We start from the raw sequence: 25457 nt of genomic DNA on the forward strand, positions 1-25457 counted from the left end.
ACCTGGATCTCCACGGCCTCGGCCGGCGCGTCGGCGGCGTGGGCGGCCATCGGGACCGCCAAGGCCCCGACGATCGCCGCGCCGCCGGTCAGCAGGCGGCGGCGATCGATCCCGGCGTCACGGATGAGGGGGGTCATGAGCAACTCCTGTTTCGATCGCCGGCTTCATCCTGGGCGAGTCTGGGTTTCATCCGGACCCCGACCTTGGTCGGAGGCCGAGCGCCTATCGGCACATCTTGTCGAGGTCGGCCCCGCCCCAGGCGGGGGCTTGGGGCGGGAGCGGCAGCCCCTTGGCCTTCATGGCGTTCTCGAGCGTGGTCGGCGCCTCGGTCGCCTGGGTCTTGAAATCGGCGGCGTAGAACTTGTCGCGCTCGGCCTCTTCCAGGCTGACGAAGGCGACCCCGTTGTCCTGGTACATCTTCAGCAGCCGCGGCATCATCCGCGCGTCGAAGGCGCCGGCGTGCATCAGCAGCACATAGGGGATGTCGCGACCGTACAGCTTGGCCGACAGGCCGCGCTCGAAGTCCAGGCTGTCCTTGGCGGCCTTCAGGTAGCTGGCCTCCAGCACCGCCACCGCCGCCGCATCGCCCTTGGCCATGCAGCGGGCATAGGGCTCGTTCCAGGCATAGTCGCCAAAGCTCATGGTCACGCCGGCGATCCGGTAGCCGTGGGCCTTGATCACCTTGCGCGCCGCCGCGTGCTTTTCCGGCGTCTCGCCCTCGCTGAGGAACGGATAGCGCAGCCAGCGCCAGTCCTGGCCGGCCATGTGCTTTTGCAGCAGCGGTTCGTTGCGGACCAGGTCGGCCTCCCAGGCGGCCAGGCCGTTGGTGTTGAGGTTCATGTGCGACCAGGTGTGGTTGGCCAGCGGATGGCCCGCCGCGCGCCACAGCGACAGCACGCCCACCGAGTCCGGCTCCCGCTCTTCCTGCACCCCGTTGATGAAACCGTAGACCGGTCCTGTCTTCGCGTCGTGGAAGGCGGCCAGCAGCCGGCCCGCCACATCGATGCGGCTGACGCCCGGCGGCAGGGCGCTGTGGGCGGGCAGGTCGTCGAAGGTCAGGGCCATCTTCACCGGCGTCGCGGCGTGGGCCGAGCCCACCATGGCGGTGAAGGCCAGCGGCGCGATCCAGCGCGCCCAAAACCCCGTCCGCGCGCGGCGCGCGACGTCGTTGCGGCCCGCGATGCCTTCGAAACTCATGCGTCCTCCCGTTTCATTCCTTGGCGAATGATAACGGTAACAACTATGCCGCCCTTCGCCGTCGTCGTCGAGGCGGTCCGGCGGCGGGATCACCGCCGACGCTTCAGGAGCGCGTGACGGGTTTGGCGCTCAGGCAAAGAAACGCCCGGGGCGCGGACCGGCTGTGAAGCCGATCCGGCCCCGGGCAAAGGGCCCAGGGGAGGCCTTAGAAGCTGTAGCGCAGGCCGACGTGGTAGAACCGACCCAGCAGGTCGTAGAGCGCCGGGTTGGCGTCCAGACCGGTGTTGGTTTGCGGCGCCGGTGTCGGATCCCGGTCCAGCAGGTTGTCGATCTTGCCGTAGACCTGCAGGCCCTTGCCGAACTTGTACGAGGCGCTGACGTCGACATAGGTCGCGCCGCTCATGTGGTTGTAGTCGATGGTCGGACGGCTGCCGGTCGAGACCGGGCAGCTGCCGGGTTGGCACTCGACATACTCGGTGGTCGTGCCGCCGAACCGGCCATCGCTGAACCAGCGCTCCTGCACGCTGAAGGCGAAACGCTCGGTGTCCCAGGACTGGATGGCCAGGACCTTCCAGTCCGGCGTGGCGCCGGAGTTCTGGCCGGCCGAGTCGACGGCGACCGCCCCGGGGATGCCCGGATTGGTGACGAACTTGTGGACGTTGGTGGCCAGAGCTCGGGCCGTGAAGCGGCCGGGCACGCCGGGCAGTTCGAAGCGGTAGCTGCTCTCGAAGTCGAAGCCGCTGGTCTTGATCGAGGCCAGGTTGAACGTCTGAGAGTTCACGAACGCCGATGGCGGGTTGAGATCGAAGCCGCCGCAGAACTGGGTCAGGCCCGCATAGCAGAAGTTGACGATCTGCTGAGAACCCAGGCTGGAAATGCCGCCGTTGAGGACGAGGTTGTACCAGTCGACAGAGATGCTGAAGCCCGGCAGCCATTGCGGGTTCGAGAGCACCGCGCCGAGCGTCACGTTCTTGGCGATTTCCGGCTTCAGGTTCGTATTGCCGACCACGTTCTGAATAAGGGTCAACGAGCCGCCGGAGGGTTGACCGGCCGGAGGCGTCCCGTTCGAAGGAATGGTGAAGTTCGGCTGTGTCGTCGTCACCGGGGCGGCGAACAGCTCGGACAGGTTCGGCGCGCGAACGTCACGCGAGGTGACGGCCCGCAGGCGGACGCCGTCGATCGGCGTGTCCCAGGTGGCCCCGACCTTCCAGGTGTAGACGGTGCCGGAGGTGCTGTAGTCGGTCCAGCGGCCGGCCATGTTGAGGTTGGCCCTGCCGGCCGCCTCGGAATTGACCAGCGGCACGTTCACTTCGGCATAGGCTTCCTTCACCGAGTATTTGCCGGCGCCGGAGTGGTAGTTGCCCGCGAACCAGTTGTTGCCGGCCGCATTGAGGATCGGATCGGCCGGGTAGTCGGCGGTGTTGGGCGAGTCCGTATTGCCATCGCCGTAGGAGTCGCCTTCGACGTGGTACTGCTCCTTGCGCCACTCGCCGCCGAACGCCAGGGCCACGGGGCCGGCCCAGCCCTGGATGGGCTCGCCGCTGAAGTTGATGCTGGCGACGTCCTGCTTCTGCACCGAATGCTGATAGGGGCCGTTCGCGGGCGTGATGTAGGCCAGCGCCGCGTCGCTGGGCCGCTGGCCGCCGAAGATATTGATCGGCACGCACCCGTTGGCGCGAGCGGTCGCGTCGGCGCAGACGATCTGGCCACCCACCGTCGTCGCCTGGACGGCCTGCCGATAGCGCGGCGTCAGCAGGATGTCGTTGACGTGGATGTTCGTCGTGTTCTCGCCGTGCTCGTAATAGGCGTCGTAGCGCCATTCCTTGCCGAGGGCGTTGAACTTGCCCTCAGCGCCGATCACGCCGCGATATTGGGTCCGCGTCGGATGGACCGAGATATTGCGCGGCAGCAGGGCGTTGCTGGTGCCGAACGTGAACTGGGTGATGCCGTTGGCGGCGCAGGCGGCCGCGACCGAGGCCGGCAGATACGGATTTGAGCACTGAAGCGTCAGGCCCGTGGTGGCCGCGCCCGGATTGGGCTGGTTGCTGCTCTCCACGCGGGCGGCGTTGAAGGTGGCGTAGATCTCGTTGTCGGCGTTGAGATCATAGCCGACGCGGGTGTACGCGTTCATGCGCTTGAGCCGCGACTGCAGCGACGTGCCGACGCCGACATTGCCCGACAGGTCGCCGCCGACGCAGAAGCCACCGTTCGAATAGCAGTTGGTCACATTGCCGGCGGCGTTCTTAACCGGCACGCCGTTCGAGCCGTACTGGAACTGGAACGGGTTGCCGGCCTGATCGAAGGCCGTGCCTTGCAGCGGCCCGGCGCTGATCAGGCCATACTTGGTGTACTGATAGGCTTGAGCGTGCTCGCGATAGAGATATTGCGGCGAGCCGTCGTTGGTGACGCCGCGATTGACCAGGGTGGCGGTCGTGTACCAATCGCGGCTGCCCGGCGCGTCTTCGCCGAAGCCGCCTGCCGGAACGCCCTCTTCCCAGTCGTATTCACCGCTGACCTGCACGTGCAGGCGATCGTCCATGAAGTTCTTGCCGGCGGCGACCTGGGCCAGCCACTGGTGGTTGTCGCCATAGGTCGTGACGCCGCCGAGGACGTTGGCCTTGAAGCCCTCGAACCGCTTGTTGGTGATGAAGTTGACCACGCCGCCGACGGCGTCCGAGCCGTAGGAGGCCGAAGCGCCGCCGGTCACCACGTCGACCCGCTCGACCAGGAGCTGGGGGAACAGGCTGATGTCGGGAACGCCGGTGACGTTGGCCGGCACGACCCGCTGGCCGTCCAGCAGGGTCAGGGTGCGGATGGTGCCCAGGCCGCGCAGCGAGAACGAGCTGAGACCTTGCTGGCCGCTCGAGGTGCTGAACGTGCCCGTCGTCGCGCCGCTCGACCCCTGCAAGGAGGGCAGCTGCGTGATCGCGGTGAAGATGTTCGGCTGAGCCGCGCGTTCCAGGTCGGCCTGGCCCAGCGCCTGCGTCGGGGTCGGGGCGGTGAAGCCTTCCGACCGGATCCGCGAGCCGGTGACGACGATCTCCGTCAGGGCGGTCGCGTTGGAGGTGTCCGCCGGGGCCGGGGCCGTCTGGGCGGCGGCGGCTCCAGCCATCGCCATCAAGGCCACCGCGCTAGTCGCGAACAAAGCGCTCAAATAGGAATGCCCCCCGCGGGCCCGACCAATACCACTCATCCTGCAGCTCCCTCTTGTCGTTGAGTCCATCAACGATGGCCTCCGGGGAATTTGTCAGGCTCGGTGAGCGTAGGCCATTAGACCATGGTCGTAGGTCCCCGGCTCGGGACCAGGAGGCCGGCTCGGCGCCCGCCGAGCCGGGCCCTTCCCAGCGGATCGACGGCGCTTTCTAGCGCCCCTGCGGCCCTCGCACGGCGTAGAGCGCGCGGTGGGTCAGCACGAACAGCGTCTGCTTGCCCGGTCCGCCGAAGACCAGCTGCAGCGGCCGTTCGGGCACGTCGATCCGGCCCAGTTCCCGGCCGTCCGGGGCGTAGACGAAGATCTGGCCGTTGGCGACATAGACCCGCCCTTCGGCGTCCGTCGCGACGCTTTCGCCGCCGCGGTCGGCGAAGACCTTCAGGTCGGTGACCGCGCCCTGTGCGCCGACCAGACCGCTGTAGGTCTTGTTCTCCGAGCTGTTGGCGACGAACACCCTCTGGCCCGGCTTGGCCGTGGTGAAGCCATAGGTGTCCAGCGAATCCGAGAAGCGCAGCGCCCGGAAGTCGGCAGGACCCTGCTGGAAGACGCGGTAGGCCGGCAAGGTCAGGCTGCCGTCGGGCGAGACATATTCGCGCGCCTCGGCCAGCGCCATGTCGCGGGTGAATATCTGCGCCAGGGTCGTGAACTGGTAGGTCGTCGGATCCAGCTGATCCTTGAATTCGGCGTTCCTCCACCAGTTGACCGGCAACACCGTCGCCGCGCCCGCGCGGCCGACCGCCGGGGTCGGCGGGATCACCGTGACCTCGGTGTCGGGGGCGCCCGGCTTGAAGCTGTAGACCGTGCCGTCGCGGCCGGCCGACGAGAGCACCAGCAGGTTCCCCGAGCCGTCGACGGCCAGGTTGATCGGGTCTAGCGTGTTGTCGCGCACGATCGACAGCTTGCGCTCGTCCGACCAGCTGTAGATGCGCTGATGACGCCGGTCGGTGAAGTACAGCGTCCCGGCCGCATCCACCGCGCCGCCGCCCAGCGAATAGAAGCCGTCGCCCAGCTTCTCCACCCGCGCGCCGGCGGGGAAGGTCGAGGGCGCCGTCGGCTGCGGATCGGCGGTCAGGTCCAGCACCGCGAACTGCCGCTCGCGCGCCTCCAGCCCGCTTGTGACGTCCAGGATCGCGTTCTCGTAAGGGTATTTGGTCGGGCGCAGGAAGGTCGCGCAGCCGTTCTCATCGCAGGTGCTGAAGCCGCTTTCGCCGTTCACCGCCACGTTGCGGAAGCGGATGTCGCGCGAGTTGTAGACCCTGACCGCCGCCGCCGCCGGGCGTCGCGTCCGGGTGACGCGATAGGCGTGATAGTTGGCCAGCAGGATGTTGTGGGAGTCGCGGATCTCCAGCGAGACGGTCTCCTCGCCTTCGCCCGCCTCTTCCTCGGTCTGCGGGGCCAGGAGCTCCCAGTTGGCGACCCGGTTGAGGCTGATCTCGGTGCGCACATGGTGCTCGACCGAGGCCTGGTAGATGCGCCCCGGGGTCTGGGTGTCCGACACGTAGATGCCCGAATAGGCGTAGGTGCTGGGGCTCCAGATGTTGGCGAACGTCCCGCCGCCGCCGTTGGTCACCCACAGGCTGGGATACTGGCCCGCCCAGCGCTTGGCCGGATCGGGGTCGGCCGTGGCGTTGGCGTTGTAGGGATTGAACCGCGTCCCGTCGTAGAGGTCGGTGCCGTGACCGCCCTGGAACTTGACGTCTTCGACCAGCGAATTGGCGCCGGCCGTCCAGAGCAGGGCCGTGGCGCGCGGATTGATCCCGTTGGTGTTGAGGCCCAGCCCCGAGACGACGGCGTCGCCCCCGGCGGCCGAGGCGACCAGCGCCTTAGGGGCGCCGACGCCCTGATAGCCCGGCGTGCGGTCGGGCAGCACGATCTGGGTGAGGCTGGGATGCAGGCCGATCAGCACGGTATCCGGCCGCAGCTTCAGCGTGTCGGTGACCTGGTAGAAGCCGGCCGGGAAATAGACCACGCGATGGGTGTCGATCGCCTTCTGGATGGCGGCGGTGTCGTCGGCGGCGTTGTCGCCCTTGGCGCCCAGGGTGCGGACGTTGACCCAGTCGGCCATGGCCGGCAGGGCCCGGATCGCCGGCGCGCGCGGCGCCGGCAGGCCGGGAATGGCCTCGGCCTTCATGTCGGTCTTGTAGGCGCCCACCTGGCCCAGGCCCGGCAGGGTCAGGCCGTGGGTGAAGGACGAGACCCGGTAGGCCTTGCCCTTGCCCCCCACTGGGCCGGCCACGGCCTTGCCGCTGTCGCGGAAGCGGGCGAACACCGGGGTGTCGGAGGCCAGGGCGTTTTCGAAGCCGACCTGGGTGTAGACGTTGGCCTCGTTGGAGATGACCACGCCGGCCTTGGAGACGTTCTCGAAGCGGACGTCCTTGCCCCACAGCCAGTCGCCGTAGCCGCGGTCGATCTCGATCCCGACGGGCGTGTCGCGCAGGGTCACATTGACCAGGGTCAGGCCGGCCTCGTGCTCGCGGATGGCCGCGTCGCGCTGCCCCTCGAAGGTGGAGTCCAGCAGCAGGAAGCCCCAGGCCGGCGACGTCTTCTCGGCCAGGATGCCATAGCGGCCGCCCTTGAAGTGCAGGTCCAGGGCCGCGTTGCCGACCTGATAGAGGCCCGCCAGGCCCGACCCGATGTCGAACTCCATGTGGCTGACATAGGCGTGCTGGGCGGCGTGGAAGCGGATCGCCGTCGCCGCCGGATTGCCCTGGCCGATCTTGAAATCGATATTGCTCATCGCCGAGTAGAAGGTGCCGGAATTGGCGTCGGCGATGTCCTTGTCGAAGGGCACGCTGCCCGGGACCGGGAACGGCACGCGGCGAGCCGGGTCGCGCTTGGCGCCGGCGAAGATCACCATGTTGCCCACGCCCTTCTGGAAGCCCGGCGTCGCGTCGCCCAGCAGGATCAGCGGCCGCGTGGCGCCCACCCCGAACACCCGAACGCCCGGCCACAGGAACAGGGTCTTGCTGATGCGGTAGCGCCCGGACGGCAGGAAGACCAGGCCGCCGCCCGGCTTGGCCGCGGCCGCGTCGATCGCCGCCTGGATCGCGGGGCCGTCATCGGCCCGGCCGTCGCCCTGGCCTCGCACCGTCACGGCGAGCGGATCAGTGGGCGCGGTCGTGAAGGTGGAGACCGAAGCCGCCGCGGGCTCGCCGACCGCCATGAGCAACGCGAGCAGGGCCGCGCAAGAGGCGACAAACCAGCTTTTCATGGCGAACCCTTTTCTACTCGAAGTCTTGCTCAAGGCGTCACGGCGTAGAGCGAATGGTGGGTGAGGACAAAGAGCGTGCGCTTGCCCTCGCCGCCGAAGATCAGTTGCAGCGGTCGCTCGGGCACGTCAATGCGGCCGGCCGGCCGACCGTCGGACCCGTATTGGAAGATCTGGCCGTTGGCCACGAACACCCGTCCCTGGCCGTCGACCGCGACGCTCTCGCCGCCGCGATTGGCGAACACCTTCAGATCGGTCAGCGTCCCGCCGGGGCCGACCTGGCCGCTATAGGTCTTGTTCTCGGAGCCGTTGGTGACGAACACCCGCTCGCCGACCGCGGCGGCGATCAGGCCATGGGCCTGCAGGCTGTCGGCCCAGCGCCAGCCGACATGGTCGGGCGGCCCCTGTTGCCACACCCGGAAGGCCGGCAGCGACAGGCTTCCGTCGGGCGACACGTAGGCCTGGGCCTTGGGGGCGGCGACGTCGCGCGCGAACATCTCGGCCAGGGTGGTGAAGTGATCCGTGGACGGATTGTACTGATCCTTGAACTCACCGTTGTTCCACCAGTTGACCGGCAGCAGCGTCCTGGCGCCAGGCCGCGCGGTCCAAGCCGTCGGCGCGATCACCGTCATCTGGTCCTTGGGCCCGTCCGGATCGATCGAATAGACGCTGGCCTGCGGACCGAACGAGGACACCACCAGAAGCTTGCCCGAGCCGTCGATCGCCAGGTTGGTGGGGTCCAGGGAAAGGTCGCGAACGACCTCCAGACCCTTGGCCGCGGTCCAGCGATAGATCCGCTGGAAGCGTTTTTCGACGAAGTAGAGCGCGCCGTCCGCGCCCACCGTCGCGCCGGAGATCGACCAGAAGCCGCTCTCCAGCTTGCGCACCTTCGGATCGGCGGCCGTGGCGACGGGCGCGGGATCGCCCGTCACGTCGAGCACCGCGAACTCGCGCTCGCGCACCTCCAGCTTGCGGGTCTTGTCCTGGATGGCGTTCTCGAACGGGAACTTGCTGGCCCGCAGATAGGTGCCGCAGCCGATGGTGTCGCAGAGCGCGACGCCGCTTTCGGCGTTGATGTGGACGTTGCGGAAGCGGATGTCGGTCGAGTTGAACAGCTTCACCGCCGTCTCGGCCGGATGGTACGACCGCGTCACCCGGTAGCCGTGATAGTTGGCGAACAGGATGTTGCGCGAGTTGCGCACTTCCAGTCCGACCGCGTCGGGGCCGTCGCCGACCTCCTGCTCGGTCTGGGGCGCCAGGAACTCCCAGTTCTGGACGTTGTCGAGCACGAACTCGTTGCGGACGTGGTGCTCGACCGAGACCTCGTAGATGTGGCCCGGCGTGCTGGTGTCGGAGATGTAGAAGCCGGCCGAGGCGAAGGTGTTGGGGCTCCAGACGTTGGCGAAGGTGCCGCCGCCGCCGTCGGTCACCCAGATGCTGGGGTATTGGCCGTCCCAGCGGCCGTCGGCCACCGGATCGCCGCTGCGGGCCTGAAGCGCGCCCAGCGGCTTGCCGTCCATGGTGGGCGTGCCGCCGCCGCCCATGATCTTGAGGTCGCTGACCTGCGACGTCGCGCCCGAGCGCCACAGCAGCGCCGAAGCGCGCGGGTTGACGCGGCCGGTGAAGATCCCGATCCCCGCCAGGACGTTGTCGCCGCCCTTGGGCGTTTCCAGCACGGGGGCGGTGGGTCCGACGCCGGCGTGGCGCGGATTGTCGTCGGGAATGACCAGCTGGGTCAGGGCCGGATGCAGGCCGACCAGCACGGTGTCGGGCCGCAGCTTCAGGGTGTCGGTGACCTTGTAGAAGCCGATCGGCAGATAGAGCACGCGGTGGGTGTCGATGGCCTTCTGCAGGGCGGCGGTGTCGTCCGCCTGGCCGTCGCCCTTGACGCCCAGGGTCTTGACGTTGGTCCAGTCGGCGACGGGCGGCAGGGCGCGCAAAGCCGGCGCCGAGGCGGCCGGCAGGGCGGGCAGCGCGGTCAGATCCACATTGGTCTTGTACTCGCCCATCTGGCCCAGGCCCGGCAGGGTCAGGCCGTAGGTGAACGAGGCCACGCGATAGGCGCGCCCCTTGCCGGCCACCGTCTTGCCGCTGTCGCGGAAGCGGGCGAACACCGGCGTGTCGGCGGCCACGGCGTTCTCGAAGCCGACCTGGGTGAAGACGTTGTCCTCGGCCGAGATCAGGACGCCGGCCTTGGAGACGTTCTCGAAGCGGACGTTCTTGCCCCACAGGCTGTCGCTGTAGCCCCGGTCGATCTCGATGCCGACCGGCGTGTTCTTGATGCCCACATTGACCAGGGTCAGGTCGACCTCGTGCTCGCGGATCGCCGCGTCGCGCTGGCCGTCGAACGTCGAGTCGATCAGGGTGAACTGCCAGGCCGGCGAGGTCTTCTCGGTGACGATCCCGTAGCGGCCGCCGTGGAAGTGGACGTCCTCCATGATGTTGCCGGCCTGGTAGACCCCGGCGAAGGCCGAGCCCAGGCGGAAGTTCATGTGGCTGAGGAAGGCGTGCTGGGCCATGCGGAACCGCACGGCCGCCGCGGCCGGATTGCCCGCGCCGATCTCGATGTCGATATTGGCCATGGCCGAATAGAAGGTGCCGGAATTGGCGTCACGCACCTTGTCGGTCGACGGGACCACCGTCGGAACGGGCACGGGGATCTGGCCGACCTGATACTGGTCGCCGCCCGTGAACACGATCATCGTGCCCACGCCCTTCTGGAAGCCCGGGGTGTTGGCCCCCAGCACCAGGACCGGCCGGGTCGCGCCGACGCCGAACACGCGCACGCCCGGCGGCACCAGGATCGTGCGGCTCAGGCGATAGCGGCCCGACGGCAGGAAGACCAAGCCATGGCCGGTCTTCTCGCGGGCGGCGTCGATGGCTTGCTGAACGGCCCGGGTGTCGTCCGCGCGGCCGTCGCCCACGCCCTTGACGGTGATCGCCCGCGGATCGTCCGGCGCCGTGAGCAGGACCGAGCCGGTCGAGGCCAGGGCTGGGGTCGAGACCACCAGAAACGCCGCCAAAAGGACCGCTCTCATACCGATACTCCCTGTCGCAATCCCTTATCGATAAGGAAACGCCGCGCGCGCGCCATCCTCGACCATGGTCGTAGTTACGCTCCATCAGCGGCCCGGTAGAACCGATTTCGATCATGCCGTTGGCCCCTCGGCCCTTCGACGACCAGCCCTCAGGGACACCGTTTGCAGCCGCCGTCCAGCCTTGCTCGCCCCAGTGGATTCGCCGTCGTCGTCATGGGCGTGAGCGGAAGCGGCAAGTCGACGCTCGGCGCCTTGCTGGCCCGTGAACTCGACTGCCCGTTCCTGGAAGGCGACGATTTCCATGACGCGCGCGCGGTCGCCAAGATGCGCGCCGGCCATCCCCTCGACGACGACGACCGCTGGCCCTGGCTGGATCGACTGGGCCAGGCCGTCGGCCAGACCCTCGCGACGGAGGGCTTGGTGGTGGCGGCCTGTTCGGCGTTGCGGCGCAGCTATCGCGAGCGCCTGCGCGGCGCGATCATCGCTCCCACCCGCTTCTTGCTGCTGGAGGCCGACCACGACGAGCTCCTGCGGCGGCTCACCCGCCGATCAGGTCACTACATGCCCGCCAGCCTGCTGGACAGCCAACTAGCCACGCTGGAATCTCCCGGCGACGACGAGACGGTTCTACGGCTCGACGCCGCCGCCCCGCCCGAAGCGCTGTGCGCGATGGCCCAAGCCTGGTTGAGCGACGCGCGGCATGCCGGCGATGTCGCGCGCGCCTCCGAGCATTTGGCCTCAGGGCATTAGGCGCTTTCGTCCGCGCGACAGGTGCCAGCGCATGGCCAGGGCGGCGCCGTCGCTGTCCTGGGCGCGGATCGCTTCGACGATCAGCTCGTGCTCGCGCATCATCTCGCCGATCGCCTCGGGCGGTCGCGAGCGCGAGATGTCGACCCCGGCGCGCATGATCCGATCGACGTCCGGCTGCAATGCTTCGAAGGCGACCAGGAAGGCGGGATTGGCCGTGGCCTGGACGATGCGGCGGTGCAACTCCATGTCCTGAAGGTGGGCGGGCGCGCTGGACAGCAGGGCCTCGCGCAGATCGGAGAGCGCTTCTTCGATGCTGGCCATGTCCTCGTCCGAGCGGCGCGCCGCCGCCAGCCGCGCCGCCTCCGCCTCGAGCACGAAGCGCACCTCGTAGCTGCCCAGGGTCGAGGGCAGTTCGGACAGGGGCATGTAGGCGCCCAGCTTGTCGGAAGGCCGGTTCTTGACGAACGACCCCGCGCCGCGCCGGGCCTCGGTGATGTCGTCCGAAGCCAGCCGAACCAGGGCCTCGCGGACGATGGTGCGCGACATGCCGAACATCTCGGCCAGGCGCGACTCCGACGGCAGACGATCACCGACCGCCAGGCCGTCGGTGTTGATCATCTCCACGATGCCCGTATAGGCCCGGTCGGCCAGACGCCCTTGAATCATCTACCGGGTCTCCGACCCCGTCTTCGCGGCATGCCCGCTCATAGGAAACGGCTCCCGATGAGCACGAACACCAGTCCGACCACGGAGATGACCGTCTCCATCGACCAGGTTCTGAATGTCCCGCGCATCTCCGCCCCCAGATAGCTCTTCACGAGCCAGAATCCCGGATCGTTGACGGGCGAGAAGAATAGCGAACCCGCGCCGATCGCCAACACCGTCCCCTCATGAATTCCTCCCACCTGTCCTTGGGCGTCCCGTGGATGCGCAGCCTAAATCTGTACGACAGATTCTAGCGGACACCCACCGAGCTCCCTGATGTTTACGTTACCATTGACCAATTGGCTTGAATCTGTCCAACTAATATAGCTACATTCGCTGAACGCAAATCGCCCGCCGGCAAAGACCGGCACAACTATCGAGGCGGAGGCTGGTCGCGAGTCGACTGGTCAAGGAGAGGAAGCAGGGGTGCACATGACCGGGAAGAAACAACACGACGCCGTCGATGACGTGCAGGTCGGCTTTGATGAGCTGACGCCGACCCAATTGAAGGTCCTTGAAGGCGTCAATTCCGGGCGGCTCAACAAGCAGATCGCCTTCGATCTCGGGATCGCCGAGGCCACGGTCAAGGCGCACATGACCGCCGTAATGCGCAAGCTCAACGTCCATAACCGCACCCAGGCCGCGATCGCGGCCCAGATGATGATGGGCCTCAGGCCCCGGGCGGAGGCCCGATAGGCCGACGGCCGTATCGATAGGCCTTACGGAGAGCCAAGGACCCGCCGCTCGGGCTTGAGCGGCGTCGGGCCCGGCTCAGGACTTCGCGGCGGCGCGGGCTTCCGCGCGGCCCAGCCCAAGCAGTCCGATCGACGCGGACATCACGGCGACCGCGCCGATGCCGAAAAAGGTCGTGGCGGGCACCGCGCCCCAATAGGCCCCCATGACGCCGGCCAGGACGCTGCCGATGAACTTGGCGATGTACCAGGCGCCCATCATCATCGCGGCCACCTGGACCGGCGACCGCGCCCCGATTAGCGCCAGACCGGTGGGAATGACCAGAAGCTCGCCGATGGTCAGCAAGACAAAATAGCCGATCACCCACCAGGCCGACACGGGCTGGCCCGACGCCGCATGAGCCGCCGCCGCCGCGACCATGACGACCATCGACAGGGCCGCGATGGCGCAACCCACGCTCATCCGGGCCAACAGGTCGGGCGGGCCGCGCCGCTGCGCACGACGCGCCCAGAACCCCATCAGGGCCGGCGTCAGCAGAATGATCAGCAGGGGATTGATCGACTGAAACCAGGTCGCCGGCACCTCGTATCGGCCGCCCAGCAGTTGGACGCCGCGGTCGGTCTGGTCGGCGACCCAAAGGGCGATGACGTTGCCGCTCTGCTCGTAGCCGACGCGGAACAGCACCACCAGGCTGATGACCAGGACCAGGCTGCCGAGATTGCGGCGCTCGCCGGCCGACAACAACGCGCGCGGCGCCCGAGGCGTCTCCCGCGTCGCCTCTCTCGCCGTCGGGGGATCGGCGGGAAGCAGCCGCCGGCAGGACAGATAGATCGTCAGGCCCACCAGCATGCCCAGGCCGGCGGCGGCGAAGCCCCAATGCCAGCCCAGCAGCTCGCCCAGCGAGCCGCAGACCAGCGGCGCCAGCAGGCCGCCCAGGTTGATGCCCATGTAGTAGGCGCTGAACGCCGCGGCGCGGCGCGGGTCGTCCGGCCCATAGAGGCCGCCGACCTGGACCGCCAGCGGCGGCAGGAACAGGCCGTTGCCCAGGGCCACCAACACCAGGGCCGGCAGCAGCAGGGCTTCGGCGGCCATGGCGAAGTGGCCGAACATCATCAGCACCGCGCCCAGGACGACGCTCTTGGTCCGGCCCAGCCAGCGATCGGCGATGATCCCGCCGAAGAACGGGCTGAAGAAGGCCGCGCCGCCATAGGCGCCGTAGATCAGCGAAGCCTTGGCCTGATCGAAATGCAGCTGCTGGGTCATGTAGTAGACCAGCATGGCCTGCAGGCCGAAGTAGGAGAACTCCGCCCACATCTGGGTCATGAACAGGGCGGTCAGGCCGGGCGGGTGGCCAAACAGCGCCCGGCGGCTCCCGGCCTCGCCGCCCGCGAGGGGCGCGAGGCCGGGATCGGTCAGCCCGGGGGCAATGTCGGGCGGATCGATGGCCATGCCGTTCCTAGTAGTTCAGCGAGAGGGTGAGGGTTTTACCCACGATCAGCAGCCAGATCAGGAACAGCGCCGACACCGCGCTCAGCGCCGCCCAGGCCGCCCGCAACCACCGCCGCTGCGGCGACCGCGCCAGGATCCAGGCGTTCCAGACCATGAGGAACGACCCGACGATGGCGGCCAGCGACAGGGCTTGCAGCAACCGCATCCAGATGTCGAGGCGGCCGTCCAGCATGGTGACGTCGTTGTCGATCGCCGTCACCATGGCCAGCCAGCCGCCGCAGATCACCAGCAGCGCCCACGGCGTGACGCGCGGCGCCCATCGGGCCAGGGCGGGACGCCCGACGACGGCCGGTTGATGGCCGTAGCGCCAGCGGGTGAAGGTCAGGACCGGCCAGGCCAGGGCGGTGAGCAGGATCACGCCGAGCGCGGCCATGGCCGCCGGCAGGATCCAGCCGGCGTCGAAGCTGGCGGGCGCGGGCGTGAACTCGAAGATCGGCGCATAGCCGGCGATCGAGAACATCGTCACCTTGCCGTCCTTGACCACGGCGGCCAGGCGGTCGTCGCCCCCGACTTCGCGCCACTGCCACGGGGCGACCTCGCGCCAGCGCTTGGGCACGCCGTTGGTCCCCAGGAGGGCGGCGACGGTCAGCGTCCCGTCGTCGCTCAAGGCCACCCGGGTCTGGCTGATCAGGCCGATCAGCTTCAGGAAGTTGGAGGTCGAGGTGCGGCTCATCCCGTAGTGGCCGACCATGGCCGCGCCGTGGACCTTGGCGGTCGCCAGGGTCGGAACCTGCGGGTCGGGATACGGGAAATAGCGGTTGGTGAACTCGGCGAACAGCCGCTCGCGCAGCACATGGGCCGCCCCGTCCTTTCCGCCGCTGTTGAACGACAGATAGAGGCCGACATGGTCGTCGAGGAACAGATGCAGGTCGGAGTGGAACAGGTCGGTGTCGCCGCCGTGGCCGATGATCCGGCGGCCGTTGCGGTCCTCGTGATAGAAGCCAAGCGCCATGGCCGGCAGGCCGGGGATCGGCGTGTTGGCGGCGGCGTACATCAGCTGCGCCGTCTGGGGCTTCAGCAGCGGGCCGCCCTCCAGGTGGGCGATCATGAAGCGGGCCATGTCCGATCCGGTCGAGGACAGGGCGCCGGCCGGCGTCATGCCGATCAGTTCGAAGGCCTTGGGATCGCGCGAGGACACCACGTAGCCCTTCGACATCCCGCCGGCCAGGGCGGGCGGCAGCGGCTGGACGAAGCTGGAACGGGTCATGCCCAGCGGCGCGAAGATGTGGCGGTCGACATAGACCGCGAACGGCTCGCCCGAGACGCGCTGGACGATATAGCCGGCCAGCGAGGCGCCGTAGTTCGAATAGGCCGCCATCGCCCCGGGGGCGTAGATCCGCTCGGGCGTCCAGCGCTTGAGGACGACGTCCAGCGGCTCGTCCTTGGCCGGGTCGTCGATCAGCAGGTGCTTGGCCGTTTCCTCGAAGCCGGCGGTGTGCGTCATCAGGTGGCGCATCGTGATCGGCTTGCCGAAGGCGGGCGGAATCTTGAAATCGAGATAGTCGTTGATGTCGCGGTCGAGATCGATCTTGCCGGCCTCGACCTGCTGCATGACGGCCGTCCAGGTGAACAGCTTGGAGATCGAACCCGGGCGGAACAGCGTCTGGGCCGGGTCGACCGGGCGGCGCGTCTTGACGTCCGCCACCCCGTAGCCGCGCTGGGTCAGCACCTGACCGTCCTTGACCACCACCACGACCGCGCCGGCGATGTCGCCGCGATCCAGGCCGTAGGGCACCAGCCCGTCCAGCCAGGCGTTGACGTCAGCGGCGGTCAGCTGGGCCGCGCCGGGCGGCGACGGCGTGGCGGTCACGGTGGCGGTCCGGCTCGGCGCGAACGGCGCGGTGGGCTTCAAAGCGTCCGGCGCCTGGGCCGCGGCCGGCAGGGCGAGCGCCGCCAAGAGCCCTGCGAGACTGGTGAGAAGTCGCATGCCGATCTTCCTCATGGGATTAATACCGAACGCCGAGCGTGACGCCGAACGAGCGCGGCCGGACCACCGCCGCCGAGGCCGCGCCGTCCGGGGCCGTGCCGGGCCCGCCCAGCGCGACGATGCCGTCGCTGTCGGTCAGATTGCGGGCGAAGGCCTCGATACGAAAGCGCTCGATGCTGACGCCGGCATAGGCGTCGACCACGTCGAAGGCCTCCAGACGGCGCTGGCCATAGGTTGTGTCGAAATCCGAACGTCGCTTGCCGGTATGGCGCCAGCTGACGCCGGCCCTTCCGGTCACCTTGGCGGTCAACGGGCGCTCGTAGTCGGCGCTGAAGGTCGTGGCGGTGCGCGGCGCATAGGGCAGCCAGTCGCCCGCGACGCCGCCGATCAGCTCGGGGGCGTCCTCGGTCAGCTCGGCGTCGACATAGGCGCCGTTGGCGCCCAGGGTGAGACCGCGGGTCGGCCGGGCGATCAGCGCCAGCTCGACGCCTTTGCTGCGGGCGCTGCCGCCGTTGGTGTTGACCGCGAAACCGCCGACGTCGGCCAGCAGCTGCACGTTCTTCCAGTCGATCAGGAAGCCGGTCAGCTCGATCGACAGCTTGCGGTCCAGGAGCTCGGATTTGACGCCCAGTTCGTAATTGGTGGTGGTGTCGGCGCCGAACTGGCGCGGCACGGCCGTGGGGGCGGCGGGCGGCAGAATATTGGGGCCGCCGGGCCGGTAGCCTCGGGCGATGCGGGCATAGATCGTGGTGTCGCGATTGGGCTTGAAGGCCGGCGCGATCGAGTAGGTGAAGACGTTGTCCGACGAGTTGGCGTCCAACGCCAGGTCGTCACCGGCCAACAAACCCGAGGTCGTCTGCACTGCCCTCTGGCGGTTATGGCTGTAGCGGCCGCCCAGGCTGACGTCGAACCGGGGCGACAGGTGCAGGGTGCCGTTGGCGAAGCCGGCGTACTCGTCATAGTGCGAGCCCAGACCGACCAGGAACAGTTCCGACAGATCGTCCACCGGCGCGGCGGTGTCGGCGTCGACGCCGAACAGGGTCTGATCCAGCCGGTTGCGTTCGCGGGTGTAGTAGGCGCCGAGCGTCCATTCGAGGGACCGGACGCCCGACGAGGCCAGCCGCAGCTCCTGGGTGAACCGCTTCTGGTTCATGACCTGATCGAGCGGCGCGCCCAGGGGGGCGCCGAACGCGTCGGTCAGCAGTTCGCCGTAGACGCCGGTCGCGTCCTGGACCTGGACCTGGTCCAGCGTGCTCGCGCTGGTCGCCGAGGTCAGCGCCACCGCGCCGAAGTCGTATTCCGCGGTCAGGTTGTAGATCCGATAGTCGATGGCGTTGGGCTCGCGCACCGTGCGGTTCTGGACCAGCGCGCCCGAGACCGGCTCCAGGGTGACCGGATCGACGTCGACGCCGTTGGGACCGTTGCTGCGGATGTTCTGGGCCACCGCCGAGGCGCGCACGGTCAGGTCGGTGATCGGACGCCAGAGGATGGAGGCGCGTCCACCATAGGTCTCGCCGTCATTGACGTCGCGGCCCAGGCGCGGATCGTCGATATAGCCCGGATCCTCGCGATACGATCCGCTGACCCGCACCGCGAAGGTGTCCGACAGGGGCAGATTGCCCGCCGCCCGCACCGACCAGCCGGTCGTTCCGTGGGAGACGTCCTCGACGCCGACCTCGGCGCTGAACAGGGTCGCCGTGGTGCTGGGCGCCGCGGTCACGTACTTGACCAGGCCGCCCAGGGAGTTGGCGCCGTAGAGCGTGCCTTGCGGGCCGCGCAGCACCTCGACGCGCTCCAGGTCGGACGGATCGATGTCGGGCGCCAGGACCGCGCCGTTGGCCAGGGCGGTGGCCGACCCGTACGGCGTCTCGTCGACATAGGTGGCCACGGTCGCGCCGACGCCGCCGGTGTTGATGCCGCGCAGCAACAGCCGCGCCTGGCCCGCCTGGGTCTCGACGATGGCGGCGCTGGGGATGCGGGTGAAATAGTCGGAGAAACGCTCGGCGTGGACCTGGGCCAAGGTCTGGGCCGACAGGACGGACACCGACTGGGGCACGTCGAGCAGGCGCTCCTCGCGCTTTTGGGCGGTGACGATGATCTCGTCCAGCACCGCCGAGTCCGCCCCACGCGGCGGAGCGGCCGCTGGAAGGGTTTGGGCGGCCAGAGGTCCCGCCCAGAGTGCGGCGACCGCCGCGAGCTTAGCCGTATTACGCGCCATAGCCATCGACCCCATTGCCCCCAATGCGGATCGACCATCGCACGTGTTTCTGTATTTGCAACATGTTTCGAAGACAGGCTCGTGACATTCCCTTCCAGCGCCCGTTCGGCTAGTTTTGAGGCAACGAGGCGCCGGATGACGAACCTGAAGAAGACCGATCCAAGTCCCGGCGCGGCGCTGCGCGCGGCCAGAAAAGAGCAAGGCCTGTCCCTGCGCGCCCTGTCCGCCCGCATCGGCATGCCGTTTTCGACCCTGTCGAAACTCGAGAACGGCAAGATGTCGATGACCTATGACTATTTGGGCCGACTGGCCCAGGGCCTGGGCGTCGACATCAGCCTGCTGGTCTCCGGCGCGCCGCCCCCTTCCCGCCCCGCCGCCGTCGGCCGTCGCAGCGTGGCGCGGGCCGGCCAGTGGCCGAGCACCGCCTCCGAGCGCCATCTGCACTATTATCCGGCGGCCGAGCTGCGCGGAAAACTGATGGTGCCGATCATCGTCGACGTCACCGCCCACACGGTCGAGGAAATGGGCGGCATGGTTCGCCACGCCGGCGAGGAATATCTGCACGTCCTGACCGGCCGCATGGAGCTGCACTCGGACCTCTACGAGCCGCTGCCGCTGAACGAGGGCGATTCCGTCTATTTCGACAGCGCCATGGCCCACGCCTATGTCCGCGTGGGAGACGAACCCTGTCGGGTGCTTTCGGTGTGCGCCGGCGAAGGCATTCAGCGCCTGGCGCAATCGGCCGGCGAAAACTTGCGGTCGACGCCGCCGCCGGCCGAGAATCCGAAGCCGGCCCATGAATAAGTGTTTCAGATATTGAAACATCAATGTCGCCATGAAATGGTGGCGGCATGGATATCCGTCATTTTCCCTTCCGACGCGGCCCCGCCGGTCTGGTCCGCAACGCCCTTCCGGAACGCCGTCCGCGGGCGGTTTTCGCATGAAGGCCTCGCTGACCCTGCGTCGCGAGGCGATGCGCTTTCGCAAGCCCTTCCGGATTTCCGGCTATCTGTTCGAGGCGATGCCGGCCGTGGTCGCGTCCATCGAACGCGGCGGCCATACCGGACGCGGCGAGGCGGCGGGCGTCTATTATCTGAATGACGGCCCCGACGAGATGGCGCGCCAGATCGAGGATCATCGCCGGGTCATCGAAGACGGGATCGACCGGCAGGACCTTCTCGCCGTCCTGCCGCCTGGCGGCGCGCGCAACGCCATCGACAGCGCGCTGTGGGAGCTGGAGTCGCTGGAGCAGGGCGTTCCCGTCTGGGCCCTGGCCGGCGTCGGGCCGCCCCGGCCGCTGACGACCACCTTCACCCTGCCGGCCGAACCGCCGGCGATCCTGCTGGAGCAGTTGGCCGAGTTCGCCCAGGCCAAGGCCATCAAGCTGAAGCTGGATGGGGACCTGGCCGCCGACACCGAGCGCGTGCGCGCCGTGCGGCAGGCCCGGCCCGACGTCTGGCTGGGCGTCGACGCCAACCAGGGCTATGGCGGCGAGGATCTCGACCCCCTGGTCGCGATGCTGGTCGACTGCGGCGTGGCCTTGCTGGAGCAGCCGGTGGCGCGCGGGGCCGAGGCCCTGCTGGACGGCTGGAAATCACCGATCCCCGTGGCGGCGGACGAAAGCATCCAGAGCCTGGCGGAACTGGAGGCGTTGGGCGGGCGGTTCGATGTCGTCAACATCAAGCTCGACAAGTGCGGGGGCCTGACCGAGGGCCTGATGATCGTCGCCCAGGCCCGCCGCATGGGGCTGGGCGTCATGGTCGGCAACATGGGCGGCTCGACCCTGTCGACGGCGCCGGCCTTCGTCCTGGGCCAGCTGTGCGACATCGTCGATCTGGATGGGCCGATCTTCCTGCCGGACGACCGGCTGGCGCCGTCGCTCTATGCCGACGGACAGATCATGGTCCGAAGCGACATCTGGGGGCACGGCTGATCGGATTCGGATCCGCCGCGGGGCGCGGACCCGACCGTGCGCGAGGCACGGCCGGGGACGCAACGACGGTGTCGGGGGCCGTCCGTTAGAAGTCGTAGCTCAGGCGCACGCCGACCGTCCGCGGCCGCAGGGTCGCGTTGCGGCTGGCCAGGAACGCCTCGGGGTGGACATAGGTGATCGAGTGGTTGTCGAAGATGTTCTCGACATAGGCGCCGATGGTCGCCCGATCCATCGCCACCGCGAACGTGGCGTTGACGTTCTCATAGGCGTCGGTGAAGCCGTAGGTCGGGCTGACCCGGGTGGGCGCCCCCGGCACGTTGGGGAACGAGCCCGGATAGGATCCGACGTGCTGGAACACCACCGAGGCGTTGGCCCTGGCCTTGGGCGACAGGTCGAAGCCGTAGTTGATGTAGAGTGAGCCCTGGAAGTGCGGGGCCGACAGGCGGGCGTCGTCGACGGCGCCGGAGATCGCCGCCTCGGCCGGCGTCAGCTTGGTCACCTTGGCGTCGTTGAACGACCCGTTCAGCCCCACGCTCAGGCCGGTCGCCGGCAGGACTACGGCCTCGAACTCCACGCCCTTGCTGATCGCGCCGCCGATATTGGTCGCGAACTGGACCGAGTCCGAGACGCGGTTGGCCTGGACCTGGATGTTGCTCCAGTCGATCACATAGGCCGCCACGCTGGCGCTGAGCACGCCGTCGAACCAGCGGCCCTTCAAACCCACTTCATAGTTGGTCAGGTCGTCCGACGAGGCGCCGTACGGGATGATCAGGTCGTTGGGATTGACCACGCTGGGCCGTCCCGCGAAGGCGTTGACCACGGGGGTGCGGAAGCCGGTGGACACCGTGGCGTAGGAGGTCATGCTCGGCGACGGCTTGTACGACAGGCTGAGCTTGTAGGACGGCTTGGTGGCCTTGGCCTTCACGCCCTCGGCGGGCGCGATCGGCGTCATGGCCAGCGGCCCCGAGATGTTGAACAGCGCATAGGTCAGATAGGCGCTGTTGTAGCCGCCCTCGGTGAAGCCCTGGGCGTCGGTGCCGCCGTAACGCAGGCCGCCGGTCAGCCAGAGCTTGTCGTTGATGTGATAGGTCAGCTCGCCGAAGCCGGCCTTCTCGTGTGAATTGATGTGGGTGTACTGGCGCTGATAGTACTCGTCCGGCAGGCCGGTGATGCCGTGAGCGGCCAGGTACTGCGGCGAGGAACGGTAGAAGTAGTCCACGTCCAGCCGGCGATCCAGATAGAAGCCGCCGATCACCCAGTCGAACTTGCCGCCGGGATCGGACGCCAGGCGCGCCTCCTCCACGAAGGTGTTCTGATAGCCGTTGGCGTCCAGCCCGAAGGCGATCCCGGCCGCGCCGAAGGTGCCGGCCAGGTCGACCCAGAACTTCTGGTCGAACTTCGAATAGGTCGTCGAACTGGTGAGGTGGGCGCCGTTGAATTGATAGTCGACCGTGGCGTTGTAGCTGGTCAGCTTGCCGACGAAGAGGTCGGGCCGATCGCTGATCCGCTTGTTGCGGCCCAGCGAGGGGATGATCAGCGAGGAGTCCTTGGGATTGCTCTTCTCGTAGGAGCCCAGCAGCTTGACCGACAGACGGTCGGTCGGCTTCCACAGCAGGGTCGCGCGCCCACCGCCGTCGACCAGGGTGTTGGAATTGTGGATCCCGGTTCCCAGGTTGTCGACATAGCCTTCCTCGTGTCGGTAGAAGCCGACGACGCGCAGGGCCAGTTCGTCCTTGATGATCGGCATGTTGACCATGCCGTTGTAGCGCTGGCGCAGGGAATCCGACCCCGTCAGCCCGAAGTCGACCAGGGCCGAGGCGTCGTACGCATCGAGATCGGGGCTCTTGGTCAGGATGCGCAGCGCGCCCGACAGCGAGCCCGATCCGAACAGCGTGCCCTGGGGCCCGCGGAGAAATTCAACCCGCTCCAGGTCGTAAAGATTGGGGTCGAGCACCGTGGTGTTGCCGATCGTCGAGATCGGCAGTTCGTCGATATAGATCGCGACCGTGCTCTGCAGGTTGGCGCCGTAGCCGTTGGTGGCGATGCCCCGGGCGGTGAAGTTGTTGAAGTTGGCGGTGGGCTTGTTGAGGACCACGCCGGGCGTCTCGCGCGCCAGCCCCTCGTAGCCGACGATGCCCTTGGCCGTCAGATCCTTCTGGGAAAAGGCGGTGATGCTGAGCGGCACGTCCTGCAGGCGCTCGTTGCGGCGGGTGGCCGTGACGATGACCTCGTTGAGCAAGGTGCCGTCGGCGGCCTTGGCGGAGGCTTGCTGCGCCTCGGCCGGACTGGACGCGGTCTGCGCTTGGGCAGCCATGGATGTCGATACCAGAGCGGCGGCGCAGGCCGACGCTAGAAGATTGATCTTCATGCGCTTCTCTCCCCGTGCGTCGATCGTGAATGCCGACGCTACGCGGGGAAGCTGCACCTGGATTCCGCTAGAGTCAACACTCACTATCAAGCGTGTGAATGTCTTGCGGACGGTCGCGGACCGGCGGGAAGTGATGCGGCGATCTTAGAAAATTCGAGTTGAGGCGCCGGACGCGACGTCGCTTCGCGAGGCCACGAAGGTCAGGAGCAGGCCCGCCTTGGGAAGTTCGCATTCGAAGAAATATCGACAGGCCCGAAGCTTGCCGTCGACAAGGTCGCGATCCGCGGCGCTGGATTGGCCGAGCATGGCGGCGGCCACCGCCTGGTCCAACCACAGCCAGGCCACCACGACGTGGCCGAACGCCCAGAGGAACGGGGTTGCATTGTCGAAGGCCGACCGCCCCTCGCCGGCGCGCAGGGTCTCGATGGCGTCGGTCATGGACCGCCACGCCGCCGACAGCGCCGCGGCGTGGCCGTCCAGATCGGGAACCGCGCCCGCCGCCTGAACCGTCGCCTCGATCCGGCGCCCCAGCACGGGCAAGCCGCTTCCATCCTGGAGGATCTTGCGTCCGACCAGATCGATCGCCTGGATGCCGGTCGTTCCCTCGTGGATGGGGTTGAGCCGGTTGTCGCGCCACAGCTGCTCGACGTCGAAATCGCGCGTGTAGCCGTAGCCGCCGTGGATCTGGATGGCGATGTCGTTGGCCGCCAGGCCATATTCCGACGGCCAGGTCTTGGCGATCGGCGTCAGCAGGCCCAGCAAGGCCGCGTCGTCGGCGCGCTCGGCGGTGTCCACCAACCGGGCGCAATAGAGGCAAAGCGCCAGCGCGCCTTCCACATAGGACTTCTGCTGCAGCAGCATCCGGCGCACGTCGGGATGCTCGATGATCGCGACGGGCGGACCCGAGCGCTGGCCGACCAGGCGGCCCTGAAGCCGCTCGCGCGCATAGGCGACCGAAAGCTGGTAGCCGCGATAGCCCAGCGCCGCGGCGCCGAGCCCGACCCCGATCCGGGCCTTGTTCATCATCTGGAACATCTGGCGCAGGCCTTGGCCGGGCGCGCCGACCATCCAGCCCGTCGCCCCGCCCCGCTCGCCGAAATTGAGCAGGCAGTTGGCCGTGCCGCGATAGCCCATCTTGTGATTGAGACCGGCCACGGTCACGTCGTTGCGGGCGCCGTCCAGCAGGATCTTCGGCACGATGAACAGCGAGATCCCGGCCGTGCCCTCGGGCAGCGACCCGTCCTCCAGCGGCGTCTTGGCCAGCACCAGGTGGACGATGTTCTCGCTGACGTCCTGGTCGCCGCCTGAGATCCACATCTTGTTGCCGACCAGGCGATAGCGGTCGCCGAGGGGGTCGCGGCCGTCGGGCAAGGCCTTGGTGCGGACGTCGGCGAGGCTGGACCCGGCCTGGGGTTCGGACAGGCACATCGTCCCGAACCAGCGACCCTCGATCTGGGGCCGGGCGAAGGTCTCGAACTGAGCGGCGTCGCCGAACGTGGCGATCAGGCGGGCGTTGGCGACGGTGAGCATCGGATAGGCGGCGGTCGCCACATTGGCGGCGGCGAAGAAGGCGAAGGACGCCGCGCAGACCAGATAGGGCAGAGCCAGCCCGCCCTCCGCCTCCGAAAATCCCGCCGAGAACAGACCCAGCTCCGCGTACTGGGCCAGCGCGTCCCCGATCGCCGGGCAGATGCGGACCTCGCCGTTCTCCAGGCGTGGTTCTTCGACGTCGTTCCGTTTGAAGTGGGGCAGAAACTGTTCCGTCGCCAGCGTCTCTGAAAGATCCAGGATCGCATCGACCGTCTCGCGGTCGGCCAGGGTCTCGGCCTTCAGCCAGGTGTGGAGCAGGAAATCGACGTCGCGACGCTCAAGAAGCGGAGTGGTCATTTCGAAACCTCAGATGACGGTGGCGCCGCCGTCGATCACCAGGGTCTGGCCCGTGATATGGCCGCCGGCGTCGGAGGCCAGCAACAGGGCCGCTCCCATCAGATCGGTGTCGCCGCCCAGCTTGCCGAGCGGCGTCTGGCGCAGCATCTCGTCGCCATGCGCCGCGACGGTCGTCATCGTCATCTTCGAGGGGAAATAGCCGGGGGCCAGCGCGTTGACGCGGATGTTCCGCGGTCCCCATTCGGCGGCCAGAGCGCGGGTCATGTTGATGACCGCGCCCTTGGCGGTGTTGTAGGCGATCGTGCCCAGCTGATCGGGATGGTGGCCCTGCAAGCCCTCGATCGAGGCGACATTGACCACCGCGCCCTTGCCCTGCTTCAGGAAGGCCTCGCGCGCCACCGCCTGGGTCAGTAGGAACAGGCCGGTCACGTTCAGGTCGATGACCTTGTTCCAGCCCTCCAGCGGATAGTCCTCGGCGGGCGCGCCCCAGACCGTGCCGGCGTTGTTCACCAGGATGTCGATCCGGCCGAAATGTCCGAGCACGCGCTCGGTCAGGGCCGAAGCGGCTTGCGGCGCGCCGAGGTCGGCGGCGAAGCCGACCGCCTTGATCCCCGCCCCGGTCAGGTGTTCGACGGCTTCGTCGAGCTCGGCCTGCTTGCGGGCCACCAGCGCGACCGCGGCGCCGAACTCGCCCAGGGCGCTGGCGATCTGCAGGCCCAGGCCTCGCGACCCGCCGGTGACGATCGCCACCCGACCGGTGAGGTTGAACAGGCGGCTTAGAGCCCCCGGCGCTGATCCAGCCATGTCGGTCAT

At 68.2% G+C, this 25457-nt stretch carries 15 protein-coding genes and 1 pseudogene; 4 read left to right on the forward strand and 12 right to left on the reverse strand.

Going from position 1 to position 25457, the window contains the following annotated elements:
• Nucleotides 1-222: 222 nt before the first annotated feature.
• The 4 genes from WAL33_RS16530 to WAL33_RS16545 all read right to left on the reverse strand — a co-directional run bounded on the left by WAL33_RS16530 (nt 223) and on the right by WAL33_RS16545 (nt 10654).
• Nucleotides 223-1197 (reverse strand): polysaccharide deacetylase family protein, encoded by a 975-nt coding sequence (locus tag WAL33_RS16530; protein ID WP_422182618.1) that lies wholly within the window; start codon nt 1195-1197, stop codon nt 223-225.
• A gap of 205 nt (nt 1198-1402) precedes the next feature.
• Nucleotides 1403-4390: a TonB-dependent receptor plug domain-containing protein gene (locus tag WAL33_RS16535; RefSeq protein WP_422182619.1), complete on the reverse strand. Its 2988-nt coding sequence runs from the start codon at nt 4388-4390 to the stop codon at nt 1403-1405.
• A 169-nt stretch (nt 4391-4559) separates the two neighbouring features.
• Nucleotides 4560-7619 (reverse strand): glycosyl hydrolase family 28-related protein, encoded by a 3060-nt coding sequence (locus WAL33_RS16540; protein ID WP_422182620.1) that lies wholly within the window; start codon nt 7617-7619, stop codon nt 4560-4562.
• A 29-nt stretch (nt 7620-7648) separates the two neighbouring features.
• Nucleotides 7649-10654, reverse strand: coding sequence for a glycosyl hydrolase family 28-related protein (locus tag WAL33_RS16545; RefSeq protein WP_422182621.1), 3006 nt, complete (start codon nt 10652-10654; stop codon nt 7649-7651).
• Between the two features lie 213 nt (nt 10655-10867).
• On the opposite strand from WAL33_RS16545, the gene WAL33_RS16550 reads away from it, so the two are divergent.
• On the forward strand, nt 10868-11404 hold the full coding sequence (locus WAL33_RS16550; RefSeq protein ID WP_422182622.1) for a gluconokinase: 537 nt from the start codon (nt 10868-10870) through the stop codon (nt 11402-11404).
• On the opposite strand, the gene WAL33_RS16555 is transcribed toward WAL33_RS16550, so the two are convergent.
• Nucleotides 11393-12070: a FadR/GntR family transcriptional regulator gene (locus WAL33_RS16555; protein WP_422182623.1), complete on the reverse strand. Its 678-nt coding sequence runs from the start codon at nt 12068-12070 to the stop codon at nt 11393-11395. The genes WAL33_RS16550 and WAL33_RS16555 overlap by 12 nt on opposite strands.
• A gap of 38 nt (nt 12071-12108) precedes the next feature.
• Nucleotides 12109-12282 carry a hypothetical protein gene (locus WAL33_RS16560; RefSeq protein WP_422182624.1) on the reverse strand — a complete coding sequence of 58 codons (174 nt, stop codon included), beginning with the start codon at nt 12280-12282 and terminating at the stop codon, nt 12109-12111.
• A 316-nt stretch (nt 12283-12598) separates the two neighbouring features.
• Here WAL33_RS16560 and WAL33_RS16565 point away from each other — a divergent pair.
• A pseudogene (locus tag WAL33_RS16565) lies at nt 12599-12805 on the forward strand (response regulator transcription factor); the annotation flags it as partial.
• A gap of 75 nt (nt 12806-12880) precedes the next feature.
• Here the strand turns inward: WAL33_RS16565 and WAL33_RS16570 are convergent.
• From WAL33_RS16570 to WAL33_RS16580, 3 genes are read right to left on the reverse strand one after another with little or no spacing between them, the layout of a single operon-like run.
• Nucleotides 12881-14251: a peptide MFS transporter gene (locus WAL33_RS16570; RefSeq protein WP_422182625.1), complete on the reverse strand. Its 1371-nt coding sequence runs from the start codon at nt 14249-14251 to the stop codon at nt 12881-12883.
• Between the two features lie 7 nt (nt 14252-14258).
• Nucleotides 14259-16238 (reverse strand): serine hydrolase domain-containing protein, encoded by a 1980-nt coding sequence (locus WAL33_RS16575; protein ID WP_422182626.1) that lies wholly within the window; start codon nt 16236-16238, stop codon nt 14259-14261.
• Nucleotides 16239-16257: 19 nt separating this feature from the next.
• Nucleotides 16258-18456, reverse strand: coding sequence for a TonB-dependent receptor (locus WAL33_RS16580; RefSeq protein ID WP_422182627.1), 2199 nt, complete (start codon nt 18454-18456; stop codon nt 16258-16260).
• 135 nt (nt 18457-18591) lie between these two features.
• Between WAL33_RS16580 and WAL33_RS16585 the strand changes: the two genes are divergently transcribed.
• Nucleotides 18592-19260, forward strand: a complete 669-nt coding sequence (locus tag WAL33_RS16585; protein ID WP_422182628.1) for a helix-turn-helix domain-containing protein — start codon at nt 18592-18594, stop codon at nt 19258-19260.
• A 136-nt stretch (nt 19261-19396) separates the two neighbouring features.
• Nucleotides 19397-20389, forward strand: coding sequence for a dipeptide epimerase (locus WAL33_RS16590; RefSeq protein ID WP_422182629.1), 993 nt, complete (start codon nt 19397-19399; stop codon nt 20387-20389).
• Nucleotides 20390-20474: 85 nt separating this feature from the next.
• Here the strand turns inward: WAL33_RS16590 and WAL33_RS16595 are convergent, their stop codons facing one another.
• The 3 genes from WAL33_RS16595 to WAL33_RS16605 all read right to left on the reverse strand — a co-directional run bounded on the left by WAL33_RS16595 (nt 20475) and on the right by WAL33_RS16605 (nt 25448).
• Entirely contained in the window at nt 20475-22703 is a 2229-nt protein-coding gene (locus WAL33_RS16595) for a TonB-dependent receptor (RefSeq protein ID WP_422182630.1), read from the reverse strand.
• Between the two features lie 198 nt (nt 22704-22901).
• Nucleotides 22902-24644: an acyl-CoA dehydrogenase gene (locus WAL33_RS16600; protein ID WP_422182631.1), complete on the reverse strand. Its 1743-nt coding sequence runs from the start codon at nt 24642-24644 to the stop codon at nt 22902-22904.
• 9 nt (nt 24645-24653) lie between these two features.
• Nucleotides 24654-25448: an SDR family oxidoreductase gene (locus tag WAL33_RS16605; protein ID WP_422182644.1), complete on the reverse strand. Its 795-nt coding sequence runs from the start codon at nt 25446-25448 to the stop codon at nt 24654-24656.
• Nucleotides 25449-25457 lie beyond the last annotated feature (9 nt).

The sequence above is a fragment of the Caulobacter sp. genome (assembly GCF_049283275.1).
In the GTDB taxonomy this organism is placed as follows: Bacteria; Pseudomonadota; Alphaproteobacteria; order Caulobacterales; family Caulobacteraceae; genus Caulobacter.

Excerpts from the sequence above, each read along its gene's own strand:
- WAL33_RS16555 (WP_422182623.1), bottom strand. The coding sequence starts at position 12,070 with ATGATTCAAGGGCGTCTGGCCGACCGGGCCTATACGGGCATCGTGGAG.
- WAL33_RS16550 (WP_422182622.1), top strand. The coding sequence starts at position 10,868 with ATGGGCGTGAGCGGAAGCGGCAAGTCGACGCTCGGCGCCTTGCTGGCC.
- WAL33_RS16535 (WP_422182619.1), bottom strand. The coding sequence starts at position 4,390 with ATGAGTGGTATTGGTCGGGCCCGCGGGGGGCATTCCTATTTGAGCGCT.
- WAL33_RS16585 (WP_422182628.1), top strand. The coding sequence starts at position 18,592 with ATGACGAACCTGAAGAAGACCGATCCAAGTCCCGGCGCGGCGCTGCGC.
- WAL33_RS16545 (WP_422182621.1), bottom strand. The coding sequence starts at position 10,654 with ATGAGAGCGGTCCTTTTGGCGGCGTTTCTGGTGGTCTCGACCCCAGCC.
- WAL33_RS16530 (WP_422182618.1), bottom strand. The coding sequence starts at position 1,197 with ATGAGTTTCGAAGGCATCGCGGGCCGCAACGACGTCGCGCGCCGCGCG.
- WAL33_RS16540 (WP_422182620.1), bottom strand. The coding sequence starts at position 7,619 with ATGAAAAGCTGGTTTGTCGCCTCTTGCGCGGCCCTGCTCGCGTTGCTC.
- WAL33_RS16595 (WP_422182630.1), bottom strand. The coding sequence starts at position 22,703 with ATGGCTGCCCAAGCGCAGACCGCGTCCAGTCCGGCCGAGGCGCAGCAA.
- WAL33_RS16605 (WP_422182644.1), bottom strand. The coding sequence starts at position 25,448 with ATGGCTGGATCAGCGCCGGGGGCTCTAAGCCGCCTGTTCAACCTCACC.
- WAL33_RS16600 (WP_422182631.1), bottom strand. The coding sequence starts at position 24,644 with ATGACCACTCCGCTTCTTGAGCGTCGCGACGTCGATTTCCTGCTCCAC.
- WAL33_RS16575 (WP_422182626.1), bottom strand. The coding sequence starts at position 16,238 with ATGCGACTTCTCACCAGTCTCGCAGGGCTCTTGGCGGCGCTCGCCCTG.
- WAL33_RS16570 (WP_422182625.1), bottom strand. The coding sequence starts at position 14,251 with ATGGCCATCGATCCGCCCGACATTGCCCCCGGGCTGACCGATCCCGGC.
- WAL33_RS16590 (WP_422182629.1), top strand. The coding sequence starts at position 19,397 with ATGAAGGCCTCGCTGACCCTGCGTCGCGAGGCGATGCGCTTTCGCAAG.
- WAL33_RS16580 (WP_422182627.1), bottom strand. The coding sequence starts at position 18,456 with ATGGCGCGTAATACGGCTAAGCTCGCGGCGGTCGCCGCACTCTGGGCG.